This is a genomic window from Streptomyces sp. NPDC048416 (assembly GCF_043200435.1).
GTDB lineage: Bacteria > Actinomycetota > Actinomycetes > Streptomycetales > Streptomycetaceae > Streptomyces.
Genome location: NZ_JBICXU010000029.1, coordinates 1 through 23426, shown reverse-complemented (window position 1 = coordinate 23426; position 23426 = coordinate 1). Strand labels below are relative to the sequence as shown.

The window sequence follows — 23426 nt, the reverse complement described above, 5'->3', positions numbered from 1 at the left end:
ACCGAGGGAGCCGACTGTGGCGGGGGAAACCCGTACGGACGCGGACGCCGGGCTCGCCCGCGATGCGGTGGGCCTGCGCGATGTCCTCTTCCAGAGCGTCACGGCGATGGCACCGGCGGCCGGTGTCGCGGCGTCCATTCCGGCGGGCGCCGCGTTCGCGGGCGGCAGCCTGCCGCTGTCGGTCCTGGTGGCGCTCGTGGCGTGCCTGTTCACCGCGTCGTGCGTGGCCGAACTCGCACAGCGGTTGCCGTCCGCCGGTTCGGTCGCCACCTACGGCGCGCAGGGTCTGCACCCGGCGGTCGGCTTCCTCGTCGGCTGGGGTTACGTCTTCGTCGAAGCGCTGGTGCCGCCGCTGCTGCTGCTTCAGCTGGGCTTCACCACGGCGGCCGCCCTGCACCAGCAGTGGCCCTCCTGTCCGGCTGATCTGTGGTGGCCGTGGTCGCTGGCGGGCGCGGTGATCATCGCCGCCGCGGGGTTCTTCGGTGTGCGGGCATCGGCGCGTTTCGGGACGGTGCTCGGCGTCTTCGAGGTGCTGGTGTTCGTGGCGTTCTCCGTCCTGCTGATCGTGGCAGCCGGTTCCGACAACACCCTTTCCGTGTTCGGAACTACCCATACGGCGCCGGGCTACGGCGCAATCGGCGGTGTCTTCGCCGGTTCGGTCTATACGGTGCTCGCCTTCGCCGGGTTCGAGGCGGCGGCCCCGCTCGCCGAGGAGGCCAAGGATCCGCGGCGCACGATGCGCCGGGCGGTCTTGGGAGCGGCCCTGTCCATCGGAGCGGTGTACGTCCTGACCACGTACGCGATGGCGGTCTACTTCGGCCCCGGCCGGTTCGCGGGGTTCGGGGCGTCCGGCGAAGCGTCGTGGGAAGGCGTGGCACGGGCTTCGTTCGGGCTCTTGTGGGTGGTCCTGTTCCTCGCCGTGGTCAACTCGACCCTCGCCAACGCCAACGCCTGCTCCACCGTCTCGACGCGTACGGCCTTCGCGCTCGGCCGGGCCGGGGTCTTCCCGCGCGCCTTCGCCCGGCTCCATCCCCGCCGCCGCTCCCCCGTGACGGGCGTCGCCGTGCAGTGCGTGGTGGCGGTGGCCGCGATGCTGGGGCTCGGCCTCCCCTACGGTCCTGTGACGGCATTCGCCCTGCTCGCCACCGTCATCGTCACCGTGATCATCGGCGTGTACATCGTGGCCGACCTCGCCTGCGCCGGATACTTCCTGCGGCGGCGCCGCGACCTGTTCAGGCCCGTACGGCACATGCTGTTCCCGGCGCTCGGGATCGCCGCGTTCGTCCCGGCCCTGCTGACCGCGGCGGGAATCCCGGCGTTCTCCTTCGTCGCCGAGCTCTCGCCACCGGTGTCGTACGCGGGTCCCGTCGTCGGGGCGTGGATGGCGGCCGGGGTCGTCGTCCTGGTGGTGCTGGCGCGCCGCCACCCCGAGCGACTGGCGCGGATGGGCCGCGTCCACCTCGCCGAACCCGATGCCGAACCCGATGAGGACCACGACACGACAGGAGCGGTACGGGGATGAGCGACGACGCACGGGTGTTGACGGTACGGCCGAAGGAGAACGAGTACGCCTGGACGTTCGGCGGCGCGCCACCGGTCGCCCGCGTGGCACCCGGCACCGTCCTCGATGTGTACACCGAGGACTGTTTCGCCGGACGGGTGCGCTCCGAACGCGATCTGGTCTCGCGTGTCTGCGCGTTTCCCTTCCTCAATCCGCAGACGGGGCCCTTCCACGTGGAGGGCGCCGAGCCCGGCGACACGCTCGCCGTGCACTTCGTGTCGATCCGGCCGGCCCGGGACTGGGCGGCGTCGACGACCGTCCCGCTGTTCGGCGCCCTCACCTCCACGCACCTCACGGCCACGCTCCAGCCGCCGCTGCCGGAAACGGTGTGGATGTGGGAGCTCGACCGGGCGCGCGGGACCTGCCTGTTCCGGGCCCGCGAGAGCGACATCGAAGTCGAGCTGCCGATGGATCCGATGCACGGCACGGTCGGGGTGGCACCGGCCAACCTGGAGGTGCGCTCCGCCCTCGTACCGGACGCCCATGGCGGAAACATGGACACCCCCGAGATGCGGGCGGGCGTCACCTGCTACCTCGGGGTGAATGTGGAGGGCGCCCTGTTCAGCCTGGGCGACGGGCACGCCCGTCAGGGCGAGGGCGAGACCTGCGGGGTGGCTGTCGAATGCGCCATGAACACGGTCGTCGTGGTCGAACTCCTCAAGGGCGTCGTGACGCCCTCGCCGCGCATCGAGTCGGACACGCACATCATGTCGACGGGCTCGGCGCGCCCCCTCGAAGACGCCTTCCGCATTTCGCAGTTGGACCTGGTCCGCTGGCTGGAGCGCGACTACGGCCTGTCCGCCCTGGACGCCTACCAGCTCGTGAGCCAGGCGGGTGAGGCCCCGCTTGCCAATGTCTGCGACACCAACTACACCTGTGTCGCCAAGATCCGCAAAGCGTGGCTGCCCCGCCAGGGCGAACCGCACCGGGGACTGCACCGCCATCTGCGGGAGCGCGCCGCCCAACTCGCCCCGCTCTCCTCCTAGTTCACAGGTGGGATCCGATGAACCGAAGAAGAATCCTCCAGGGGGTGGCCGCCTCGGCCGCCGCCGGTCTGCTGTTCCCTGCGAAGGAGGCCGCCGCGGACGGCACCACCGACTATCCGCGGGCGCACTGGATGCCCGCGTCGACGTCGAACTACACGGCGTCGACCAGGCCTACGGCTTACCCGATCGACTTCGTCGTCATCCATGTCACCCAGGAGACCTGGTCGAACACCATCAACATCTTCCAGAACCCGGCGAAGAAGGTGTCCGCGCACTATGTGACGCGCTCCGCCGACGGCTACATCGCGCAGATGGTCCGGGAGCACGACATCGCCTGGCACGCCGGTAACTGGGACTACAACACCCGCAGCATCGGCATCGAGCACGAGGGGTGGGTCGACCAGCCCGCCTACTTCACCAACGCCCTGTACGAGCAGTCCGCGGCGCTCACGGCGTCGATCTGCGACCGGCACGGCATCCCCAAGGACCGCGAGCACATCCTGGGCCACTACCAGATCCCCGGCACCGACCACACCGACCCCGGCCCGCAGTGGGACTGGGTACGGTACATCCGTCTCGTCAACTTCGCCTGACAGCTTGGGGGTTGGGCGCACGTTCACGCCTGCCGGGGCCTGCCGGGGCCTGCCGGGTAAGGCGCATCGTGCGGCGGCGGACCCCGGGCGCCACGCTGGGGCGTACACGCCGGCCACAGCCTCCGCCCGCGGACTCCTTGCCGGGTGGAGGTACGGCGACGACGATGGGGGCGGCCCATTCGGTGTGCGGGGAGGCCGCGTTGACGGACGGACGGGACGAGTCCTGGGTGGCCCTTGAGGCGGGGGCCGACCCGGCCGAGCGGCGTGGCCAACTCCAGTCGGCTCACGAGCAGTTCACGGCTGAGGGACGGCTGGTACGTCCGGTGCGGCCGCTCGTGGCGTCGTCCTGGCGCCGTTCGGCCAGGGCCCGGGTCAGCCCGGACGGCGCGGCGCGGGTGGAGCTCGACGAGGAGGAGCTGTCCGCCTGCCGCGACAGCCATCCGCTGGCCCGTGTCATGCCGGTCGTACGGGAGCTGACCGACGCCTACACCGGCGACGGCGAGCATCTGGCGGCCGTGTGCGACGCGCAGGGGCGGCTGCTGTGGGTCGAGGGGCACCCCGCGACCCGGCGCGCGGCCGCACGGATGAACTTCGTGCCCGGTGCCCGCTGGGCCGAGTCCGCGGTGGGCACCAACGCGCCCGGCACCGCACTGGCCGAGGACCGACCGGTCCAGGTCTTCGCCACGGAGCACTTCCGCCGCCCGGTGCAGGCATGGACCTGCGCCGCCGCACCCGTACACGATCCGCGCACGGGACGGCTGCTCGGCGCGGTGGACCTCACCGGCGGCGACGGGCTCGCCCATCCGCACAGTCTCGGCTTCGTCCAGGCCGTCGCGCGGGCCGCCGAGGCCGAACTGGCACTGCTCGCTCCGCCCCCGGCCCGTGCGGCGATCCGGCTCAGCGCCCTCGGCACGTCCGAGGCGCTGCTCGTCACCGAGCGCCGCCGGCTGCGCCTGAGCCCCCGCCACAGCGAGATCCTGGTCGTGCTCGCCCGGCATCCCGAGGGACTGAGCGGCGACGGACTGCTGATGGCCCTGTACGAGGACGAGGCGGTGAGACCCGTGACACTGCGGGCCGAACTGTCGCGGCTGCGACGGCTGTTGGGGCCGGACGTACTGTCCTCGCGTCCCTACCGCCTGACCGCGCCCGTGGAGGCGGACTTCGACACGGTGTCCCGGCGGCTCGGTTCGGGCGCGGTGACCGCCGCGATGAACGTGTACGGCGGGCCGCTCCTGCCGGGCTCGCAGGCGCCCGAAGTGACTCGCCTGCGGCGCTGCCTCGCCGACCAGCTGCGGGCCGCACTCATCGCGCGGGCCGATCCGGTGCTCCTGTCCGACTGGGCGTACAGCCCGTGGGGCGAGGACGACCTGGCGGTGTGGCACGCCCTGACTGCCGCGCTCCCCGCAGGTCAACAGGCAGCGCCCCGGGCCCGGTTGGCCGCCCTGTCGGCGGAACAGGGACTCGCAACGGGACCGCAACCTCACCGCGCCTAGGGGGTGTCTGGTGGATCATGGCCGGGGGTGCGGCGCCTGGCACGGCACCTCGCGGCGTTGCCGAAACGCCCCGATAGCTCCGCTATCACGACGTTCCGGCGCCTTGCGATGCACCGCACCAGGCGCCGCACCCTGACCGACCCTGATCCACCAGACACCCCCTAGTCTGCCCGCCGAGCGCCGTCCAGGGGCGGGCGGTGCGGCAGAGGGAGGCCACGAAGATGACCCGTTACGCAACGCCCGGCAGCGAGGGTGCGCTCGTCTCGTTCCAGTCCCGCTACGACCACTGGATCGGCGGCGCGTACGTGCCGCCGCGACGCGGCCAGTATTTTGAGAATCCGAGTCCCGTGAACGGCCGTCCCTTCACCGAGATCGCCCGAGGCACCGCCGAGGACGTCGAGTGCGCGCTGGACGCGGCCCACGCGGCCGCGCCCGCCTGGGGCCGGACGTCACCGGAGGCCCGCGCGAACATCCTGCTCAAGATCGCGGACCGGATGGAGGCCCAGCTGGAGATGCTGGCGGTCGCGGAGAGCTGGGAGAACGGCAAACCCGTGCGCGAGACGCTGGCCGCCGACATCCCGCTGGCCATCGACCACTTCCGGTACTTCGCCGGGGCGTTGCGGGCCCAGGAGGGTTCGGTCGGCGAGGTCGACGAGGACACCATCGCCTACCACTTCCACGAACCGCTCGGCGTGGTCGGTCAGATCATCCCGTGGAACTTCCCGATCCTGATGGCGGTGTGGAAGCTGGCCCCGGCGCTGGCGGCCGGCAACGCGGTGGTGCTCAAGCCCGCCGAGCAGACGCCCGCGTCGATCCACGTACTGCTGGGCCTGATCGGTGATCTTTTGCCCCCGGGCGTGGTGAACGTGGTCAACGGCTTCGGGGTGGAGGCCGGCAAGCCACTCGCGTCGAGCCCGCGCGTCGCGAAGATCGCGTTCACGGGGGAGACCACGACGGGGCGGCTGATCATGCAGTACGCGTCGGAGAACATCAAGCCCGTCACCCTCGAACTGGGCGGCAAGTCCCCCAACCTGTTCTTCGACGACGTGTGGGCGAAGGACGACGACTTCCGCGACAAGGCACTCGAAGGCTTCACGATGTTCGCCCTCAACCAGGGCGAGGTCTGCACCTGCCCGTCGCGCGCCCTGATCCAGCGCGGCCACTACGGCGAGTTCCTGGAGGCGGCCATCGCCCGCACGGAACACATCGTCCCGGGCCATCCCCTGGACACCACCACCATGATCGGCGCGCAGGCCTCCGACGACCAGCTCCAGAAGATCCTCTCCTACCTGGACATAGGCCAGCAGGAAGGCGCGAAGGTCCTGACGGGTGGCCAACAGATTACCTACGAGGGCGAGTTGGCGGGCGGTTACTACGTCCAGCCGACCATCTTCGAGGGCGACAACCGCATGCGGATCTTCCAGGAGGAGATCTTCGGCCCCGTGGTGGCGGTGACGTCGTTCACCGACTTCGACGACGCGATGGCGACCGCGAACGACACCCTGTACGGCCTCGGCGCGGGCGTATGGACCCGCGACATGAACACCGCCTACCGAGCGGGCCGCGCCATCCAGGCGGGCCGAGTCTGGACCAACTGCTACCACGCCTACCCGGCGGGCGCCGCGTTCGGCGGCTACAAACAGTCGGGGATCGGACGCGAGAACCACAAGATGATGCTGGAGCACTACCAGCAGACGAAGAACGTGTTGGTGTCGTACTCGCCGAAGAAGCTCGGGTTCTTCTAGGGGCCCGCCCCCAGATACAGCTTCTGACCTGGGCTTTCCCCGTCAGGCTCCATGATGGATTCCTCGATGAGGCGGTCGGTCCGCTGCCCGGCGCCGTCCAGAACCAGGCCACCTGTTCCGCTTCCACGCGGTTGCCGGCCCGGTTCTGGAAAACCCGACCGCCCGACATCACACCACTGGTACGGCTCTGCCTCTACCAGCGCGCCTGGCCACCTGTCGCCGGCCGCCGGGGCGGGAACGCACCGGTAGCGTGGGCGTATGGACGAGGTCGGCACTGAAGGTTCGCAGCCCCCCGCCGAAGATCGCGGCTTTCCCGCATTCCACGCGGCGCGTTGCGGCGAGATCAGCGAGTTGGACGGCCGCCTGACCGGATGCCGGGCCTGTCCCCGGCTGGTCGCCTGGCGCGAGAAGGTCGCCGCGACGAAAAGGGCGGGCTTCCAGGAGTGGGAGTACTGGGGCAGGCCGGTGCCGGGATTCGGTCCGCCCGATGCCCCACTGGCGGTGGTCGGGCTCGCTCCGGCCGCTCACGGCGGCAACCGAACGGGCCGTATGTTCACCGGCGACGCATCGGGCGACTTCCTCTTCGCGGCCCTGCACGCGGTGGGCCTGGCCTCTCAGCCCACCGCGACCACGGCCGACGACGGCCTTGAACTGTACGGGGTGCGGGTGACCTCCCCGGTGCACTGCGCTCCTCCCGAGAACAAGCCGACACCTGCGGAGCGGGACACGTGCCGACCGTGGCTGGCGGCCGAAATCACGCTGCTGAACCCTCGCGCGATCGTCGTCCTGGGGGGCTTCGGCTGGCAGACACTCCTGCCCGTGCTCGCCGACGCCGGCTGGCAACTGCCGCGCCCCCGGCCCCGGTTCGCGCACGGCACCGTGGTGACGCTGCGACGTGCGGATCCGGCTGCCGAGGGGCCGACCGGAGGGCGCCGGGACGAAAACGACGGCCGGTCCGCGGACAGCGAACTCCATGTGATCGGCTGCTACCACCCCAGCCAGCGCAACACGTTCACGGGACGCCTGACCTCCCCCATGCTCATCGGCCTGCTCCAACAGGCCTCGGCCCTCGCGGGCCTGAACGGGCAGCCCAACGCATCCCGTCCCGGGCCGGGGCCCAAACCCCTTGACCGTCCGCCGGCGCCGTAGCTGGGCGGGACAGCGTGGGTCGGTTGGAGACATGTCACCGGCCGAGCTCTTTGTCATCGCGCCGAGGGCCCGCACATCGGGGGGCGGACAGGGCGGTCGGGTCGGGCCGAGGGCGACCGGAGCGGCCCGCACATCGGGGGCGGATGCCGGTCCGGTCGGGCTGAGGGCGACCGGAGCGGCCCTCACATCGGGGGCGGACAGGGCGGTCGGGTCGGTCCGAGGGCGACCGGATACAGTGCGCGAGACGGCAGCCTGTCCGGGGAGGGAACCGTGGCCGACACCAGCAACATCCGGTCCGCCGAGGGTGCGGCGCGAGCGCCGCGGCAGAGTCGGCTGCGCCGGCTGATGCGCGCCCTCCCCGTGATCGCTCCCCTCCTGCTGTGGAGCGTGCCCTGTTGGGTGCTCCTGTACAGCGGCCAGCATTGGCCGCTGTCCGTCGCTGCGGCCGCCACCGCCCTGTTCGTCCTCGGTCTCATCGGCATGCCGCTGGCGATGGTGCGCGGCCATGGCCGACGTCAGCAGGACCGGGCGGCGGTCATCGGTGACACCCTGCTGGGCGTCAGCTGGGTCCTGTTCACGTGGTCCGTTCTGATCGGGATCGTCGTGCGGCTCGCCCTGACCGTGGCCGGCGTCGGCCAAGGACAGGACCGGGCCCGCATCGTCACGTGGGCCGTCCTCGGCGTCACCGCCGTCCTGCTCGCCTGGGGGTACGCCGAGGCCCGCCGCGTGCCACGCGTGCGCCGACTCGACATACAACTGCCCCGGCTGGGCGCCGGGTTGGACGGCACCCGCGTCGTCCTCATCACCGACACCCACTACGGCCCCCTCGATCGCGCGGGCTGGTCCACGCGGGTCTGCGAGGCGGTCAACGCGCTGGAAGCCGACCTGGTCTGCCACACCGGTGACATCGCGGACGGCACGGCCGAACGCCGCCGCGCCCAGGCCGTCCCCCTCGGTACGGTGCGGGCGACCCGGGCCCGTGTGTACGTCACCGGCAACCACGAGTACTACACCGAGGCCCAGGGCTGGGTGGACCTGATGGACGAGCTGGGCTGGGAGCCGCTGCGCAACCGCCATCTGCTGCTCGAACGCGGCGGTGACTCCCTGGTGGTCGCCGGTGTGGACGATGTCACCGCCGAGTCCTCCGGCCTGGCAGGTCACCGCGCCCATCTCGCCGGAGCCTTGAACGGCGCCGACCCCGACCTGCCCGTCCTGCTCCTGGCACACCAGCCCAAGTTCGTCGACCGGGCGGCAGCCGAAGGCGTCGACCTCCAGCTCTCGGGCCACACCCACGGCGGCCAGATCTGGCCCTTCCACCATCTGGTCGGGATCGACCAGCCCACCCTCGCCGGCCTCAGCCGCCACGGCGCTCGCACCCTCCTCTACACCAGCCGCGGCACCGGCTTCTGGGGCCCGCCGTTCCGTGTCTTCGCGCCCAGCGAGATCACCTTGCTGGTACTCCGCTCCCCGAACCTGCCCGCCCCGGTCTGACACGGGGCACTGATCCGGCAGGGCCCGGGCCGCGCGTCGCGGACGCTGTTGGTTAATTCGGGCCCGGCTTGCTACTTCGCCCCGTCGACCGGTTGGTCGGCGGGGCGAAGTGTTGCGAAGTGGCTGGTGCGGGTGCGAGCTCGTGGGGTGTCGGTGAGGTGGGCGTCGATGCGGGCGAGGTTGATGGCGGCGCCGGTGAGCTGGTGCTGGAGGCTGGTCTTCGCCAGGCCCCGGTAGCGGGATCTGCGCAGGCCGCAGCGCCCGACCCCTTGGGAGATGGTGCCTTCGACGCCGGCGCGGATCTTGTAGCGGTCTTTCCACTCCTCGGTCTGCTGGAGAGCACGGGTCTGCGCCAGGGCCTGGTGCTCGTCGTGTTGCCGCAGGGTGAGTTCCCTGCGTTCGGCCCTGGGTGAGCTGACGCAGTCACGCAGCGCGGGGCAGTGGCGGCAGTCGGCCGGGGAGAATCTGACCCGGATCACCGGAAGCTGCTGCTGAGAACTGCGCAGAGCCCACTGCGTGCTGATGGCTCCGTTCGGGCAGGTCACCTGCTGCTGGTTCCAGTCGATGGTGAAGGCGTCCTGGTCGTAGCCCCTGCCGTTCTTCGCCTGGGTGACGGTGACCGCTTGCAGCGGTCCGTGCAGCTCGATGCCGTGCTCACGCCGGGCGGCCGCGATCTGGGCGGCCGTGGCATATCCGGTGTCGACCCAGTGCTCGCCGGGCAGGCAGTCCCGTTCGGCCAGGCCATCGTGGATCTTCTCGCTCATCACGCTGTCGGGGACGGTAGCGACGGTTGTGGCCACGTTCGTGATCAAATTCGGGATGTCCGGCTCACAGGTCTCGGTCAGATGGGTCTTGTATCCGTCCCAGAGGATGTCGCGTTTTTTGCTGCCCCTGGCTTCGGGGTCATAGGGCGTGACCAGGCGCTTCGCGCCTGGCGGGCGGTCTTTTGGGTCCCGCCGCCTCACCTCGCCCCCGACTCGGTGGAAGTGCTGGACCCACATCTGTCGCAGGATCTTCACCTGCCCCAGCTCCCGCAGACCGGCCGGTGCCTGGGGCGAGAAGACGGCCTCAAGCAGCCGCGTCCCGTCCGTCCCGATCCGCCGGCCGACCTCCTCCCGCCTCGTGTGGGCCTTGGGAAACCGGGAGTCCTCGGCCCGGGTGGCATAGTGCCGGAACCAGTCGGGTTCGGCGATCTCCGCCAGCCAGTCCGGGGCAGCCTGTGCGAGCGTGTTCAACGCCGAACGTAGCGTTTCCGCGACCATCTCCAACCAGCACAGCTCCCGTGCCGCGGACTGCACATGCGTGGAGTCGGTGCGGGCCCGGCCGGCGGTCTTGAGCAGCCCCTTCTCCCGGGCCGCGGCCAGGATGCCGTCCAGCACCCGCCGGCCCGCCTCCGCTTCGACGAGACGGTCCCGGAACTCCGACAGCACCGAGAAGTCAAAGCCCGGATCAGCCAGTTCCAGCGCGAGGGCGTATTTGAAGTCGATCCTCGCCCGCACCGCCTCGGCGGCCTGCCGGTCGGTGAGCCCCTCGACGAACTGCAACACCAGCACCATCGCCAGACGCCCCGGTGACCAGGCAGGCCTGCCCCGGGCCGGGAAGAGATCCGCGAACTCCTCATCGGTGAACAACGGCCCCAACTCGTCCCGCACCCGGATCGCCAGGCTCCCCTTCGGGAACGCCGCCCGCGCCACCCGCACCGTCTCCGCCGGAATCTCCCCCGGCCCCTTCGGCTGCACAGACATCGACACCCACCCCATACGACAACGTCGGCTCCCAAGACCACAACCGGGTCTCGGGAGCCGACGTCACGCACGGGCCCGAATTAACCAACAGCGTCCGCGCGTCGCGGTCCGGGCCCTGCCTCGTGCGGTGCCGCCCTGCGAGCGGCGGGGTGTGTCAGCTCAGCTCTGTGCGGTGTCGTCGTCGCCGGTCTGCGCGGCGTCGTCGTCGGCTGCGCCGGTCTTCTCACGCATCTTGCGCACCAGCTCCGCCTTCTGGTCGGCGGCACTCTGGCGGTCGAGGTTGCGGTGCGGACCGTTGTTCTGCCGCTCGGCGCGCGACAGCCTCTTGCGCTGGCCGCCGCCCATGCCCACGGGGTTGTTGATGTTCTTGCTCACGGTCACGAGTGCTCCGGTAATGATGTGCAGTGATCTACGGATTCATCGGTGGGGTACGGGCGCGGCGAGGTCGAAGGACGTCAGCGCGGGCCCGTCACGCGCTCACTCGTAAATCGGCGTCTGGAAGAACATGTCCAAGACGGTACCCGGTTCCGTCGGCCCCGCCCACCAAATTCTCCGGCGACCCGACACCGGCTCCTCCGCAAACGCCCGGGATCGATCGTTCCTGCCGCCCAGCACACGAACCATGCCCTTTCACATCACGGGGCGCCCACCCGATTGAGGGGACCCTCAGGCGGGAGGGATCCGCGCCAGGACCCTGACGAAGGAGGAATCGGCCGGGCTGCCCCCTCACGGACCCTGCGCGCCCGACCGGCGTACGCGCAGTCGTCCCGCCCCGTGTACGGCACCCGGGGCCGACGCGCCGACGCCGCCACGAGACGTCCTTTGTCCGCCGCACCATGTGAACGGAACGGTCTCGGGCGACGCCGCCGCACACAACTGAGGACACCTACGCGTAAGCGGAGGCGGCCTGCGCCGTCGGTCGACAGCCGATACCTCCATCATCTTTTCGCGGTCCTGCTTATGGGGCCGCCGGCCTCCGGGCCCGGTATGGCCGTGCCTCCTCTGTCGACGGCATGACCTGGGGGCCGGTGTCGGGGGGGCGGTGGAGCGATCGTTGGGCCGCAAAATGAGAAGAGGACCGTTACAGCAGGCTTGGGAGAGACGTGGATTCCGTGTTGTTGCGAGGGCCACTGGGAGACATGGCTCGGGACCGGGCTCCGGACGTTGGTGTGGAACCCGAGGATTTGTACGCGGCCGCAGTGTGCTGGTGGTCAACTGCGATCGCTCCCGCCGCCAAACTCGCCTACTGGCCGGAGTCCCCGCTCTCGGTCTGGACCTCTTTCGTAGCAGCCCAGACGCCCTCCGCCCGGTTGTCCGATGCGTTGGACTGCAAGGAGTTGGCTCCGCTCACCGAACGACGCGATGTGCACAGCGACCGCGCGTTCGGCTCCGCGCTGCTGGCTGCCCACAGAGCTCATCGCGCCGGCCACGGCACCGGCGCGGTGCTGCTGACAGGCAGCCCATTTGGACGCGGACGCCAGCGGCCATCGCCGATCTCTCCATTGCTGGAAGGCCCTGTCCGCCAAGCCTGGGACGGTGACCACTACTTCCTTCCCACGCACTGGAGTCACTCCGCACCTGCCGAGCCCCCTCCCCAAGTCGGCGTGCTTTGGGAACTGTCTGTCGGCGAGTGGCAACGATTCGAGGAGGACAATGCGGCCACCTTCTCTCGTGCGCTGCACTTTGTCCGGCACCCCGTTCCCACGACGGCATGGCAAGTGCGCTCGCATGTCCCCCCTGACGATGCGAAGTGGCCGCATGCTCTCGCCACTGCCTACAGATGGGCGTTCCGACATCGACCCGTCCTGACATGCACCGCGGCCGCCGACGAAAAGATCTTCGCGTTGCGCCTCGCCGGGCAGGCGGCGCGTACGGCGTTGCCCGGCCTGGGTCGCTCCTTCGTGCTGCGATACCGCGACCATCTGTTGCGGATCGCGGGGACACTGGCGGCGATCGAAATGAACCACATCCAGGGTGCGCACGTGGACGCCGCCTGGTCTCTCGTCCGCCGGGCATGCCTCGACACCCTCGCGCTGCTGCAGGTTCCTGAGCTCACAGCTCGCGCCCTCACAGCGAAAATGGATGAGGCAATATTTGGCATCACGGAGACAGAAACGTCGGAAACCCCACCTCTTGGCGAGAGTTGGCGGACCAGAATTCGCACGCGGGATACGGTCCGCAAGTCACGCGATTCATCCGTCGTGAAGCGCATCAAGACCTGGTATCACAGCTGTCAGATGTGCGGCGAGACCATGTTGCTGCCGTCCCCGGAACGCACGTACACCGAAGCAGCCCACATCCAGCCCTTGAAGGGATCCGCGCCAGGACCTGACGTCGTCGAAAACCTCCTGTGCCTGTGCGCCAATTGTCATGTTCGTTTTGATCATGGCGCGCTGGTCATCAGCGACGAGTTGACGGTGATAGACACCATTACCGATCAGGAACTCCGAGCACTCACCGTTCATCCGTGGCATTACATCAATCTGGAATATGTACGCTTCCACCGGGAGCAATGGAGCATTCGGACCGCGGCACCGGGCCCCAGCAACCTTCACTAGTGCGACTCGGCCTGCGTACCTGCTCGGGGTCGGCGTCGTCGTCCCGCCACCGCAAGCGCAGCAAGTCGTAGAACCGGGTGCCTTCCGTGGGCCTCCTCGCGTGGCGCGAAGGCACGCACCCCGGCGGGGAAGGCGGCGGCCGCGACGTACGGCCGGGGTGTTGGCAGGGACACCATTGTTCGGTGTCCAGACCCACCGACGGGGAGCGCGGCGAGCAGCAGAATTCACCTCGCCGCAGCAACGCGGGACTCAGTACTCGGACCCCGGGGGGACACATGAACGAGTTCGACGCCAGGCGCCTGACGGGCGTCGCCGGCATCGCCGCCGCAGCCGCCTTCATCGTCGAAGTACCGTTGTACTTCATCTACTCCGGCCCCCCACCGGACTCCAACGTCCTCGCCAGGCTGCTGATCGGAATCCTCGCGCTGGCCTTCCTCATCGTCTTCGTGACGGCGTTCCGGGAACTGGTCAGGCGCGTGAACCCCGGCTGCGAATGGGTCGGCACGATGGCCTTCGCCGCCGGGCTCGTGTACTCGACGATCACCCTGGTCTCCAGCGGGCTTGAGGCAGGCGCGGTCATCGCCGTCGACCACCCGATCGACCCGACCGTCACGGTCAGCGGCACGTACATCCTCTACGGAACGATCGGCCGCCTCATGCTGGCCCTGTTCCTGACCGCCGTGGGCTTCGCGATCGCCCGGACGCGGCTGCTGCCGCGCTGGACCAGCCGCTCCGCCTTCGTCCTGGCGGGGATCAATCTGGCCTTCGTGCCGTCTCTCTTCTTCGGCCGCACCCCCGCACACTTCTACGCGGCGAACGGCTGGGGCACCACCGCCCTGATGGGCGCCATCTTCAGCTACTGGATGCTGGCTCTGGGCATCTCCGTCTACCGCAGCGCCGCCCGGCGTGCGCCCGCGTGCTCGCCGGTCCCGCAGCACTGAGGCCGGCGTCCGCTGCCGTCCCCTGCTGGGGACGCCGAAACGCTCGGCGGGGACGGTGCCCGCCGAGCGTTTCGTCTGTCTGTTACCCGCTGGTGGCTCAGTACCAGTGGTGGGCCTGCCAGAAGTTCCAGGCGCCGACCGGGCTGCCGTAGCGGGAGTTCATGTAGTCCAGGCCCCACTTGATCTGCGTGGCGGGGTTGGTCTTCCAGTCCGCACCGGCGGAGGCCATCTTCGACGCCGGCAGGGCCTGGACGAGGCCGTAGGCGCCCGAGGAGGAGTTCGTGGCGGTGTGGTTCCAGCCGCTCTCACGCGAGACGATCTTGTTGAAGGCCGCGAACTGCGCCGGGTCCTTGATCATCTGCTGGGCGATCGCCTTGGCGTTCACCGGGGCCGCCGCCTGGGCGGGAACCGTGGCGAACAGGGAACCGGCGACACCCACGGCGACGACAGTGCCCGCGAGGGTCTTCTTGGAAGCGGCGATGCGGCGGATGACGGCGTTGGACACGAAAAAGCCTTCCGAAGGGGACAGGGATGGTCGCGGCATGCCGGGGACATGCATGAACCACTCGCAGGAAGTGGAGGGTTTCGTCTGCGGCGGGCAAGCGCCCTTGGGGCAAGCACCCGTGGGTGAAAGCACCCGTGCCGCTTGGCGACTCATCCAGTTCTACCGATCCCCCGGCGGCCTGGCAATGCCCCCCTCTTACTAGCGGCTTTCGCAGCGAAGGACCTGTGGCCCCCGCGGGGCAGCGCGCATCATCGCAGGTAGGAGGCGCAGGTGCGCGGGGTCGTACACCGATCGGCGCTACTAGGCAGGGCCGTATGTGACGTGGGTCCTGTGGGCCGCCTCACGACCGATATGCCCGAAAGTGACGCATTGTTACGCTTCATACCCTTTGATGGTGGTGTTCCAGGAGCCGGATCGCCCCCGAAGTCAAGGGATCCGGACGGCCCGAGCACCCGACCCGAAGGCCCCCAGTCGGCTCGATGGCCCGGGAGCGCTTATCCGCCTGTGCCCGCACGCGCTGCTCAGCGGCGCCGGATCCGCAGTGAAGGCACTTCGAAGGACAGCTCCGTCACGCCCGGCGGGGGTTGCGGGTGGAAACGGCCCGCGCTGACGGACAGGTTCACGATCAGATACGCCTGCCAGTCGCGCCCCACCCCCGCGCGGTCCCCGAACACGCGCACCCCGTTCACCCACCAGGTCACGGACCGGGCTCCGAAACGGACCCGCAGGTCGAGCAACGAGCCAGGTGCGACGGCGGGACTCCGGAAGTAGTCCTGGCCGCCCCTCACGTGGTTGGTCAGTTCGAGGAGGTCGGGGTTGTCCGGGTGGTACTCGAAGACGTCGATCTCCTGACCGCCGTCCCGCCAGGTCCAGATGGCGGGCCACGCCCCCACCTGGACAGGCAGCCGCACGGTCGCCTCCAGCACGTCCCCGGCGCGGACCATGAACCCCTCGGTGCTGCCCTCGGTGGTCAACAGGCCTGTGTTCCATGTGCCGTTGGGGTTCGGGGTCGCCCTGAAGACGCCGCCGCGGGTGTACCGCGGATCGTCGACCAGGTAATCCAGTTTGTTGTCACCGGGGTTGACCGGACCGCCGTCCGGATACGCCGACGAACGGCCCGCGACCCACTGCGTCTGCGACGCGAAGTCCGCGGTGAACACGATCGGGCCGTCGTCCGCCGAGGGGCGGCGCGCGAAGCGCGGACGAGGCAGATGGGCGCGGCACCAGGCGAGAGCATGGGAGAGCACCAGTCCATGCTGCCCACCTACGTGCCCCAATATCCCTCCACGGGTGATTTGGCGGCGAGTTGACCACGGTCCTGACGGTCTCAGGCCGTCGCGATCACGATCACCCAGTCCTGGGCCGTCAGGCGCACGGACCGTCCCTTGTCGGGGTTGAGCCGGACTCCGTAGGAGGGGCTGAGTGCGGACTGCGCGCGCAGCCGGTATCCGACGGCGCACTCCTTGCGGCGCCGTGCCGAGGCGACGACGGTGGCGAACGTGACCTCGACTCCCGGCCGCACATAGTCGGTGGCGGGCCTCAGGTACAGCTCGTTCCCCTCGGCGGTGAACAGGTCGTCGAAGAGAACGGCCAGGTAGGGGCTCTCCGAGATCTGGCACATGAGGAGGCTGATGAGACGTCCGCTGACGATGAAGTCGGCGCCCTCGCGTGCCGGTGCGAGCAACCGGTTGCGGTCGTCGCACATCTCCGTGGTGAGCGGGATCTCCCGGCCCGTGGCCTCCTCGATCGCCCGCAGATGCAGCAGCGTGACCAGCGTCCTGTCGTCCGCGTCCGGCCTCACCTGGCCGGCGTCGAGGCCGTCGGCCTGTGCGTGCCCCGGGTCGGCGATCACGATCACGCTGTCGAAGGACGACACGTCCAGCGCGTTGAGCACCGCCGGGTTGGTGGTGTCCGCACAGCGCAAGGTCACCGCGAGCGGCCCCTGTTCGGCGGCCGAGTCGTAGGCGCGGCGCATCGTCGAGTCGTCCCCGGGAGCCACGATGTCCAGTGTGGTCCCGGGACTCGCGTAGGAGGCCAGCTGTCCGACGATGAGCGGGGCACGGCGGTTCCAGCCGAGCAGGAGCAGCCGCTCGGAGGCGGCGGCCCGGGGGGCGGCCGTGGCGATGGCGCCCTCGTCGACGAACGGTGTGGCGTCCTCCAGTACGGCCGTGTCGTCGTCGCGGGTGATGACGATGATCCGGTCGCCCGGCGCGATCGTCGTTGCGGCATCCGGATTGAGGACGACCGACTCGTCGGACCGCAGCAGGCCGACCACCGAGGAGGTCGTGAACGCCAGCAGCGCGTCCCCGAACGTCCGGCCGACCAGCGCGTCGGCGGGAACGGCGTAGAACTCGTCGCCCGCGAAATCCAGTAACTCCTGGTACACGAGCGAGAGGCCGGGCTGGCGAGCGGTCTGCACCAGAAGGCGGGCGATGATGTCGTCGATGGCCAGGACGCGTCCGCGCGGCCCGGCGGCCAGGGTGGCGGTGAGGTGGTTGCGGGTGTCCCGGACGGCGGCGACCACGACGGCCGCGTCGGTATTGACGCCCGTACGGGCGCGACCGTCGGTACCGACACCATCACGCGCGCGGCCGTCGGTACCCGCACCGTCACGGGCGCCGGCGTGGGCGGCGTCGCTTTCGCCGAGGTGGCTGGGCCCGGCGCCGCCGTCACCGCTGGTGTCACTACCGGCCCCCGCATCGGCCCCGGCTCCGGCTCCGGAGCGGTGTTCCAGCCCGGCATCCGGCCTGCCGCCCCTGCCCGCACGCGTACGGGCATGCGCACGGGCGTCGCCGCTTCCTGCCGCGGCGCCCAGTGCCGACGCGTTGAGGGCCAGCAGCGTCTTCACCACCTGCGCGTCACCGTCATCCGTACCCGGAGGCAGGACGAGCACAGCCTTGGCGGTCTGGGGGCTGACCCGCGCGAGGACCGCCGGATCGGTGGTGCAGCCGTTGCGGCAGACGATGGTCGTGGTGCCGGTGGTGGTGATCCGGGCGCTGATCGCCTCCTCCATCTCCACCTTGTCCTTCGGCGCCAGGACGGCGACGGCCGCTCTCGGCTGATTGGAGTTGGCCGACACCAGTTCCGTGACGACGGGAAAGATCTGGTCGGACCAGCCCAGGACGACGGTGTGCCCCACCTCCAGGACCGTGGAGTGACCCAGCCGCAGTTCCAGGATCCGTCGGTTGATCCCCGTGGTGATCAGACTGACCAGCGTCGACACGAACAACAGCGCGACCAGCGCGAGCAGCACGGACGCCAGCACGTACAGGGGCGGACCGACCGCGCCCCCGATCTTCAGCGTCTGCCCGACACTGACCCACACCGCGACCAGCTGCCCGGTGAGCGTGGCGGGCGGGCGGCGGTCCGTCCGCACCAGCAGCACGCTGATCGGAACGACGGCGACCAGGCAGATGAGCGTGAACCAACCGATGAGTGCGGAGGTGCTGCGCGACACCAGATTGTCGAACCGGTATTGCAGGCGCCTCCAGAGAGACGCTAGGTACTGCACCACGCACCCTCCAGCATGAGACACGCGAGCAGTCGGCCGACGGTCACCTTGTCACTCACGGTAGAGAGGATCGGTCACGGGGGCACCGAAATCGGCTCTCCTCACCCGGACGTATGAGTTGCCCTCACCCGCAGGTGTGAACAGCGCGGCCTCCGCACGGAAGAGATCGCCCGGGACGCGCCCTGCGCCCACGGCACCGTGCGCCGCTCGGGTGGGTGTCAGGCCCGACGAGCATGGTGTCCGGGCCGCTTGGGGCGCCGCGACGGATGCTGGGACCTTCCGCCACAGGACAGGCCACGTGCGGGTGCTCACCTTCGCGCTCGCCCAGGGCTCGTGGCAGTGGTTCGCCACCTTCATCGGAGGAACGCTCCTCGCGGTGCTGCTCGCCCTCCAGCGACGGGCCCTGGGCCGTCGGCGGGCTCGGGGCCGTCGGCGGGCTCGGGGCCGTCGGCGGGCTCGGCGGGCCGCTGGCCCGGATGTTTGCCCTGAATGGAACTATTGCTTGCCGATCTGTGCATTGCCTCCGCGTTGTCGCACGTCAAGACTCGACGTGACGTGACGTGACGCGACGAGTCCGCGGAACTCGGGGGGAAACGGAACGTGGAACACGGGCACGTGACGCGGTCGAGTCAGTCACCGGAACACCCATCGGAGTACTGGGAGATGGCCATGCGCACCATGAACGTACTGATTTCCGGAGCGAGTGTGGCGGGGCTGACGCTGGCCTACTGGTTGCAACAGGCCGGATTCCAGCCCACCGTGGTGGAGCGGGCGCCCGGTCTGCGCCGGGGCGGACAGGCCATCGACATCCGGGGCTCCGCGTTACCCGTCGTCGAGCGGATGGGTCTGCTCGACAAGATCCGGGCGGCCTCGACCGACATGCGGGGGATGGCCTATGTGGACGGCCGGGGTGCGGAGTTGTCGAGGTCCACCGAGGCCACGCTGACCGGCGGGCTGATAGACAACGACGACGTCGAAATCATGCGGGACGACCTGACGACCCTGCTGTTCGACGCGAGTCACTACGGCGCGGAGTTCTTGTTCGGCGATGTCATCACCTCCATCGAGCAGGACGACGACTGCGTCGACGTCCGCTTCCGGAACGGGCCGCCGCGTAGTTTCGACCTCGTGATCGGCGCGGACGGCCTGCATTCCCACGTGCGCGGGCTGGTCTTCGGACCGGAGGCTAAGTTCCTGCACTTCCTCGGCAGTTATCTCGCGGTCTTCAGCGTGGAGAACTTCCTCGATCTCGACCGCTGGCAGACGTACCACACCACTGGTGACGCGCTGGTCGGCGTCTACAGCGCCCGGCGGAACACCGAGGCGCGGGCGATGCTGCTGTTCGGGTCGCCGAAACTCGACTTCGACCACCGGGACGTCGACCGGCAGAAGACGCTTCTCGCCGAGCGGTTCGCCGATGTCGGCTGGGAGACGCCCCGGCTCCTGGCGAGCATGTGGGACGCGCCCGACTTCCATTTCGACTCGATGAGCCAGATCCACCTGGACCACTGGTCGAAGGGGCGCGTGGGGCTCGTCGGCGACGCGGGGTACTGTGCTTCGCCGCGATCCGGCCAGGGTACGAGCCTCGCTCTGGTCGGCGCGTACGTCCTGGCGGGCGAACTCGCGAACAGCCGTGACGACCACCGCGCGGCCTTCTCGCGCTACCAGGACGTGATGCGGGATTACGTCCACACCAACCAGCGCCTGGCCCAGCACAGGTCCGACGGCAGCGAGCGCACGGCGGACGACCTCGCCCGCGCCGCCCACTCCATCGCCCTCCCGCACTACCCCCGCCTGGGCTGACACCGGCGCGAGCGGCCCGGGCGCCGGGGGTTCGCGCCCGCAGTTTTCCTGGGGGCGATTTCCCTGCGGGCGATTTTCCTGCGGGCGATGAGTTCGGGCTCCCGGCACGGTCTGCCCTGATGAGTCCCGTGCCGTGCCGTGAACCTTGGAGGAGCCCATGACCGCCCAGGCCCTACCGCCCGTCGTCGACGCCGAGACCTGGCAGCGGCAGCTGGACGAGCTGCGCGTGCGCGAGAAGGCCGCCACCCGGCAGCTCGATGCCATTGCCGCCGAGCGCCGCAGGATGCCGATGGTCGAGATGCCCGACTACACCCTCGAAGGCGAGGAGGGACCTGTGTCCCTCGCGGACGTCTTCGGCGACAAGACCCAGCTGATCGTCTACAACCACATGTGGTTCCCCGGCGAGGAGTGGCAGTGCCCGGGGTGTACCGGGTACACCTCGCAGTTCACCAGGCTGGACTTCCTGGATGCCTACGACGCCCGGTTCGTGATCGTCACCCAGGGCCCGATCGAGGAGGCCCTGGCGTACAAACGGCGGGTCGGGAACAAGATGAGCTGGTACTCCACCGCGAACAGTTCGTTCGGCACCGACGTCGGCGCTCCACCCGGCGGGGGTTTCGCGGTCAACGTGTTCCTGCGCGACGGGGACACCGTCTACCGCACCTGGCACACCACCGGCCGGGGCACCGAGCAGCTGAGCCACACCTTCGCCCTCATCGACCTGCTGCCCTACGGACGCCAGGAGGAGTGGCAGGACTCTCCCAAGGGCTGGCCCCAGTCACCCACCTACAGCCGGTGGACGCGCTCGGACGCCATCGCCGCCCTCTACGGACCGGCCGCACAGAACAGCTGAGGCCAGAACAGCTGAGGCCCGCGGCGCTGCCCCGTGGCGGGCCGAGCAGCGGCACAACCGGCTAGCGCCGGGTCCCCAACGGCGGTCATTCTCACCGGCGTTGGGGGGCCCAGGAGTCGACATCGGCTGTGCACCGGTCACTCGGCCGGTTCCCACACGGAGCAGTCGTGGGCGAACAGCACGCGGCGCGGATCGAAGTCCATGAGCCGCCGGAGCCACCCGGGGAAGGAGGGAAGGGGCTGTTTCTCCCCCTCGCGTACGGCTCGGGCTGCCAGCTCGGCCGAGGCGAACGCGGATGCGGTGTCGTACGCCTGTCCGGCGAGGACGACGGAACCCGCGTCGCGACGGACGATCAGGGACTGGTGGCCCTCGGTGTGCCCCGGGGTGGGGACGATCCACACGCCGGGCCAGATCTCCGCCTCGCCGGTCAATTCCTCGTATCGGGCTCCGGGAAAGTCGACGAGCCGGTCGATCGTGTAATCGCCCCGCATCGCCGTCGCCAGCTCTGTGCTCTGCACCAGGACCGGGGTGCCGGCCAGCAGGGGGTTGCCGCCGCAGTGGTCGAAGTGCAGATGGCAGTTCACGACGAGGGAGATGTCCTCGGGCGTGACTCCGGCGGCCGCGAGGGCGCCCCGCAGCGAACGGCGCCGGGGCCGGTAGTGCGCGTCGGTCTCGGGAGAGCCCTCGCCCATGCCGGTGTCGAAGAGGAGCAGCCCCCGATCGTGGCGTACGAGGTAGGCGAGCGCCGGCTCGGGGCGCGGCTCCGGGCCGCCGGTCTCCGATGCGGGGCGGATGAAGTACCCCAGGTCGAGCCTGCGTACTGACGTCTGCGTCCCCATCGCCTGCGTCCCCATCGCCTGCGTCCCCGTCACCCGTGCCCCCATCGCCTGCGTCCCCATCGCCCATGCCCCCATCGCCTGCTTCCGGAGCCCACGTCCCACAGCCCGTGTGTTCCCACCGTCGATCGTGGTCCGGGGCAGGCGCGGCTGTCCATGTCGTCCGCCGAGAGCTGATCCGGCGCGTCCTGACCGGCCCGGCGTCGTAGCGGGTTCCGCGTCGCGGCGCGCGGCCCCGGCCACCTCTGCGTACCGTGATGCCGTGGCGGCCTGGGGCGTACACCGTACGGCTCATCCGGCGCGCCGCCGCACGGTCGGGCCCCTTGACTGAGGGCGTGGACACCTCGAAGCCCTCCGCCGCGGCGTACCGGAACCTGGTGCTGGCGACGGTCGGGTTCACGCTCACGTTCTGGGCGTGGGATCTGATCGCGCCGCTGGCCGGAGACTACAAGGACCGGCTGCATCTCAGTTCGCTCCAGCAGTCGTTGCTCGTCGCGGTCCCGGTGCTCGTCGGGTCGCTCGGCCGGATTCCGGTGGGCGCGCTGACCGACCGCTACGGAGCCAAGCTGATGTTCCCGCTGATGTCCGCGTCGACCATCGTGCCCGTGCTCCTGCTGATCCCCGCGCGCGACAGTTACGGCCTGATGCTGGTGGTGGGCTTCCTGCTGGGGCTCGGCGGCACGACCTTCGCGATCGGCATCCCCCTGGTCAACTCCTGGTTCCCGCCGCACAAACGGGGGTTCGCGCTGGGCGTGTTCGGCATGGGCATGGGCGGCGTGGCCCTCTCCGGGTATCTCACCCCGCGGATCGCCGAGCACGGCTATCACGTGCCCTTCCTCGTCGTGGCGATCGCCCTCGCCGGGTACGCCGTCCTCGCGGCCCTGCTGATCACCGACCGCCCGGACCGGCCCGTCCCCACGGCGACGCTGGGAACGCGGCTCGGTCGGGCGGGACGGCTGCGGGTGACGTGGGAACTGTCCGCGCTGTACGCGATCGGCTTCGGCGGGATCGTCGCGTTCGGCGTGTACCTGCCGACGTACCTCAAGACCTGGTACGCGCTTTCGCCGACCGACGCGGGGTCCAAGGCCGCGGGGTTCGCGCTGGCCACGGTCGTCTTCCGCCCGGTCGGCGGCTGGCTCTCGGACCGTGTGCACCCCGCCGTCGTCACCGCTGCGGCGCTCGCCGCCGTCGCGCTGCTCGCCATCGTGCAGGCCTTCGACCCTCCGCTGTACCCCGGCGGTACCATCGCGCTGCTGTGCATGGGCGCCGGCCTCGGAACGGCCAGCGGCAGCGTCTTCGCCCTTGTCTCGCAGGTGACACCACAGCCGCAGGTGGGCAGCGTGACCGGCATCGTGGGAGCGACGGGCGGTCTCGGCGGATTCGTACCGCCGCTGGTCATGGGCGCGATCTACAGCGCGAAGGCCTCGTACTCGATCGGCTTCATGCTGCTGTCCGACCTGGCGCTCGCCGGCTGTGTGTACGCGTTCGCCCGGATGCGCACGAGCAGTTCCCCCTCAGCCGAGGCCCGACCGGACGAGCGGGCCGTCGGTCACGTCGAGCGGGCCGGCTAGGGGGTGTCTGGTGGATCAGGGTCGGTCAGGGTGCGGCGCCTGGTGCGGTGCATCGCAAGGCGCCGGAACGTCGTGATAGCGGAGC

Annotated in this window: 18 protein-coding genes; 12 read left to right on the top strand and 6 right to left on the bottom strand. The window is 70.0% G+C overall.

Annotated elements, in window-relative coordinates; genetic code table 11:
• Positions 1-16: 16 nt before the first annotated feature.
• The 7 genes from ACGFW5_RS28155 (at position 17) to ACGFW5_RS28125 (ending at position 9018) form a co-directional block, all read left to right on the top strand.
• Positions 17-1522, top strand: coding sequence for an APC family permease (locus ACGFW5_RS28155; protein WP_393837103.1), 1506 nt, complete (start codon positions 17-19; stop codon positions 1520-1522).
• A complete protein-coding gene (locus ACGFW5_RS28150) occupies positions 1519-2547 on the top strand; it encodes an acetamidase/formamidase family protein (protein ID WP_393837102.1) in 1029 nt (342 codons plus the stop codon). Before ACGFW5_RS28155 ends, ACGFW5_RS28150 begins: the two co-directional genes overlap by 4 nt.
• A gap of 17 nt (positions 2548-2564) precedes the next feature.
• Complete coding sequence (locus tag ACGFW5_RS28145) at positions 2565-3140, top strand: N-acetylmuramoyl-L-alanine amidase (protein WP_393837101.1); 576 nt, start codon at positions 2565-2567, stop codon at positions 3138-3140.
• 164 nt (positions 3141-3304) lie between these two features.
• On the top strand, positions 3305-4633 hold the full coding sequence (locus ACGFW5_RS28140) for a GAF domain-containing protein (RefSeq protein ID WP_393837100.1): 1329 nt from the start codon (positions 3305-3307) through the stop codon (positions 4631-4633).
• A 221-nt stretch (positions 4634-4854) separates the two neighbouring features.
• Positions 4855-6378 (top strand): aldehyde dehydrogenase family protein, encoded by a 1524-nt coding sequence (locus ACGFW5_RS28135; RefSeq protein WP_393837099.1) that lies wholly within the window; start codon positions 4855-4857, stop codon positions 6376-6378.
• Positions 6379-6636: 258 nt separating this feature from the next.
• Entirely contained in the window at positions 6637-7527 is an 891-nt protein-coding gene (locus tag ACGFW5_RS28130) for a uracil-DNA glycosylase (protein WP_393837098.1), read from the top strand.
• 270 nt (positions 7528-7797) lie between these two features.
• Complete coding sequence (locus tag ACGFW5_RS28125) at positions 7798-9018, top strand: metallophosphoesterase (protein WP_393837097.1); 1221 nt, start codon at positions 7798-7800, stop codon at positions 9016-9018.
• Positions 9019-9089: 71 nt separating this feature from the next.
• On the opposite strand, the gene ACGFW5_RS28120 is transcribed toward ACGFW5_RS28125, so the two are convergent.
• The gene (locus ACGFW5_RS28120; protein ID WP_393837096.1) at positions 9090-10763 is read right to left on the bottom strand and encodes an IS1182 family transposase; all 1674 of its coding nucleotides are present in this window, start codon (positions 10761-10763) and stop codon (positions 9090-9092) included.
• Positions 10764-10922: 159 nt separating this feature from the next.
• Positions 10923-11144 carry a DUF6243 family protein gene (locus ACGFW5_RS28115; RefSeq protein ID WP_393837095.1) on the bottom strand — a complete coding sequence of 74 codons (222 nt, stop codon included), beginning with the start codon at positions 11142-11144 and terminating at the stop codon, positions 10923-10925.
• Between the two features lie 788 nt (positions 11145-11932).
• Between ACGFW5_RS28115 and ACGFW5_RS28110 the strand changes: the two genes are divergently transcribed.
• Together ACGFW5_RS28110 and ACGFW5_RS28105 are read left to right on the top strand one after the other, a co-directional pair.
• The gene (locus ACGFW5_RS28110; protein WP_393837094.1) at positions 11933-13321 is read left to right on the top strand and encodes an HNH endonuclease; all 1389 of its coding nucleotides are present in this window, start codon (positions 11933-11935) and stop codon (positions 13319-13321) included.
• A 275-nt stretch (positions 13322-13596) separates the two neighbouring features.
• Positions 13597-14262 (top strand): hypothetical protein, encoded by a 666-nt coding sequence (locus tag ACGFW5_RS28105; protein ID WP_393837093.1) that lies wholly within the window; start codon positions 13597-13599, stop codon positions 14260-14262.
• A 97-nt stretch (positions 14263-14359) separates the two neighbouring features.
• On the opposite strand, the gene ACGFW5_RS28100 is transcribed toward ACGFW5_RS28105, so the two are convergent.
• The 3 genes from ACGFW5_RS28100 to ACGFW5_RS28090 form a co-directional block, all read right to left on the bottom strand.
• Entirely contained in the window at positions 14360-14806 is a 447-nt protein-coding gene (locus tag ACGFW5_RS28100; protein WP_393837092.1) for a transglycosylase SLT domain-containing protein, read from the bottom strand.
• A gap of 482 nt (positions 14807-15288) precedes the next feature.
• Entirely contained in the window at positions 15289-15930 is a 642-nt protein-coding gene (locus ACGFW5_RS28095; protein WP_393837170.1) for a beta-glucanase, read from the bottom strand.
• 164 nt (positions 15931-16094) lie between these two features.
• Positions 16095-18224, bottom strand: coding sequence for a TrkA C-terminal domain-containing protein (locus ACGFW5_RS28090; RefSeq protein WP_393837091.1), 2130 nt, complete (start codon positions 18222-18224; stop codon positions 16095-16097).
• Between the two features lie 723 nt (positions 18225-18947).
• Here ACGFW5_RS28090 and ACGFW5_RS28085 point away from each other — a divergent pair.
• Together ACGFW5_RS28085 and ACGFW5_RS28080 are read left to right on the top strand one after the other, a co-directional pair.
• Positions 18948-20081, top strand: coding sequence for an FAD-dependent monooxygenase (locus ACGFW5_RS28085; protein ID WP_393837090.1), 1134 nt, complete (start codon positions 18948-18950; stop codon positions 20079-20081).
• Between the two features lie 157 nt (positions 20082-20238).
• A complete protein-coding gene (locus ACGFW5_RS28080; protein WP_393837089.1) occupies positions 20239-20934 on the top strand; it encodes a DUF899 domain-containing protein in 696 nt (231 codons plus the stop codon).
• A 137-nt stretch (positions 20935-21071) separates the two neighbouring features.
• Here ACGFW5_RS28080 and ACGFW5_RS28075 read toward each other — a convergent pair whose 3' ends face one another.
• Complete coding sequence (locus ACGFW5_RS28075; protein WP_393837169.1) at positions 21072-21773, bottom strand: N-acyl homoserine lactonase family protein; 702 nt, start codon at positions 21771-21773, stop codon at positions 21072-21074.
• A gap of 332 nt (positions 21774-22105) precedes the next feature.
• Between ACGFW5_RS28075 and ACGFW5_RS28070 the strand changes: the two genes are divergently transcribed.
• Entirely contained in the window at positions 22106-23341 is a 1236-nt protein-coding gene (locus ACGFW5_RS28070; protein ID WP_393837088.1) for a nitrate/nitrite transporter, read from the top strand.
• Positions 23342-23426 lie beyond the last annotated feature (85 nt).

Excerpts from the sequence above, each read along its gene's own strand:
- ACGFW5_RS28150 (WP_393837102.1), top strand. The coding sequence starts at position 1,519 with ATGAGCGACGACGCACGGGTGTTGACGGTACGGCCGAAGGAGAACGAG.
- ACGFW5_RS28145 (WP_393837101.1), top strand. The coding sequence starts at position 2,565 with ATGAACCGAAGAAGAATCCTCCAGGGGGTGGCCGCCTCGGCCGCCGCC.
- ACGFW5_RS28140 (WP_393837100.1), top strand. The coding sequence starts at position 3,305 with ATGGGGGCGGCCCATTCGGTGTGCGGGGAGGCCGCGTTGACGGACGGA.
- ACGFW5_RS28135 (WP_393837099.1), top strand. The coding sequence starts at position 4,855 with ATGACCCGTTACGCAACGCCCGGCAGCGAGGGTGCGCTCGTCTCGTTC.
- ACGFW5_RS28130 (WP_393837098.1), top strand. The coding sequence starts at position 6,637 with ATGGACGAGGTCGGCACTGAAGGTTCGCAGCCCCCCGCCGAAGATCGC.
- ACGFW5_RS28120 (WP_393837096.1), bottom strand. The coding sequence starts at position 10,763 with ATGTCTGTGCAGCCGAAGGGGCCGGGGGAGATTCCGGCGGAGACGGTG.
- ACGFW5_RS28105 (WP_393837093.1), top strand. The coding sequence starts at position 13,597 with ATGAACGAGTTCGACGCCAGGCGCCTGACGGGCGTCGCCGGCATCGCC.
- ACGFW5_RS28100 (WP_393837092.1), bottom strand. The coding sequence starts at position 14,806 with ATGCCGCGACCATCCCTGTCCCCTTCGGAAGGCTTTTTCGTGTCCAAC.
- ACGFW5_RS28085 (WP_393837090.1), top strand. The coding sequence starts at position 18,948 with ATGCGCACCATGAACGTACTGATTTCCGGAGCGAGTGTGGCGGGGCTG.
- ACGFW5_RS28080 (WP_393837089.1), top strand. The coding sequence starts at position 20,239 with ATGACCGCCCAGGCCCTACCGCCCGTCGTCGACGCCGAGACCTGGCAG.
- ACGFW5_RS28075 (WP_393837169.1), bottom strand. The coding sequence starts at position 21,773 with ATGGGGACGCAGACGTCAGTACGCAGGCTCGACCTGGGGTACTTCATC.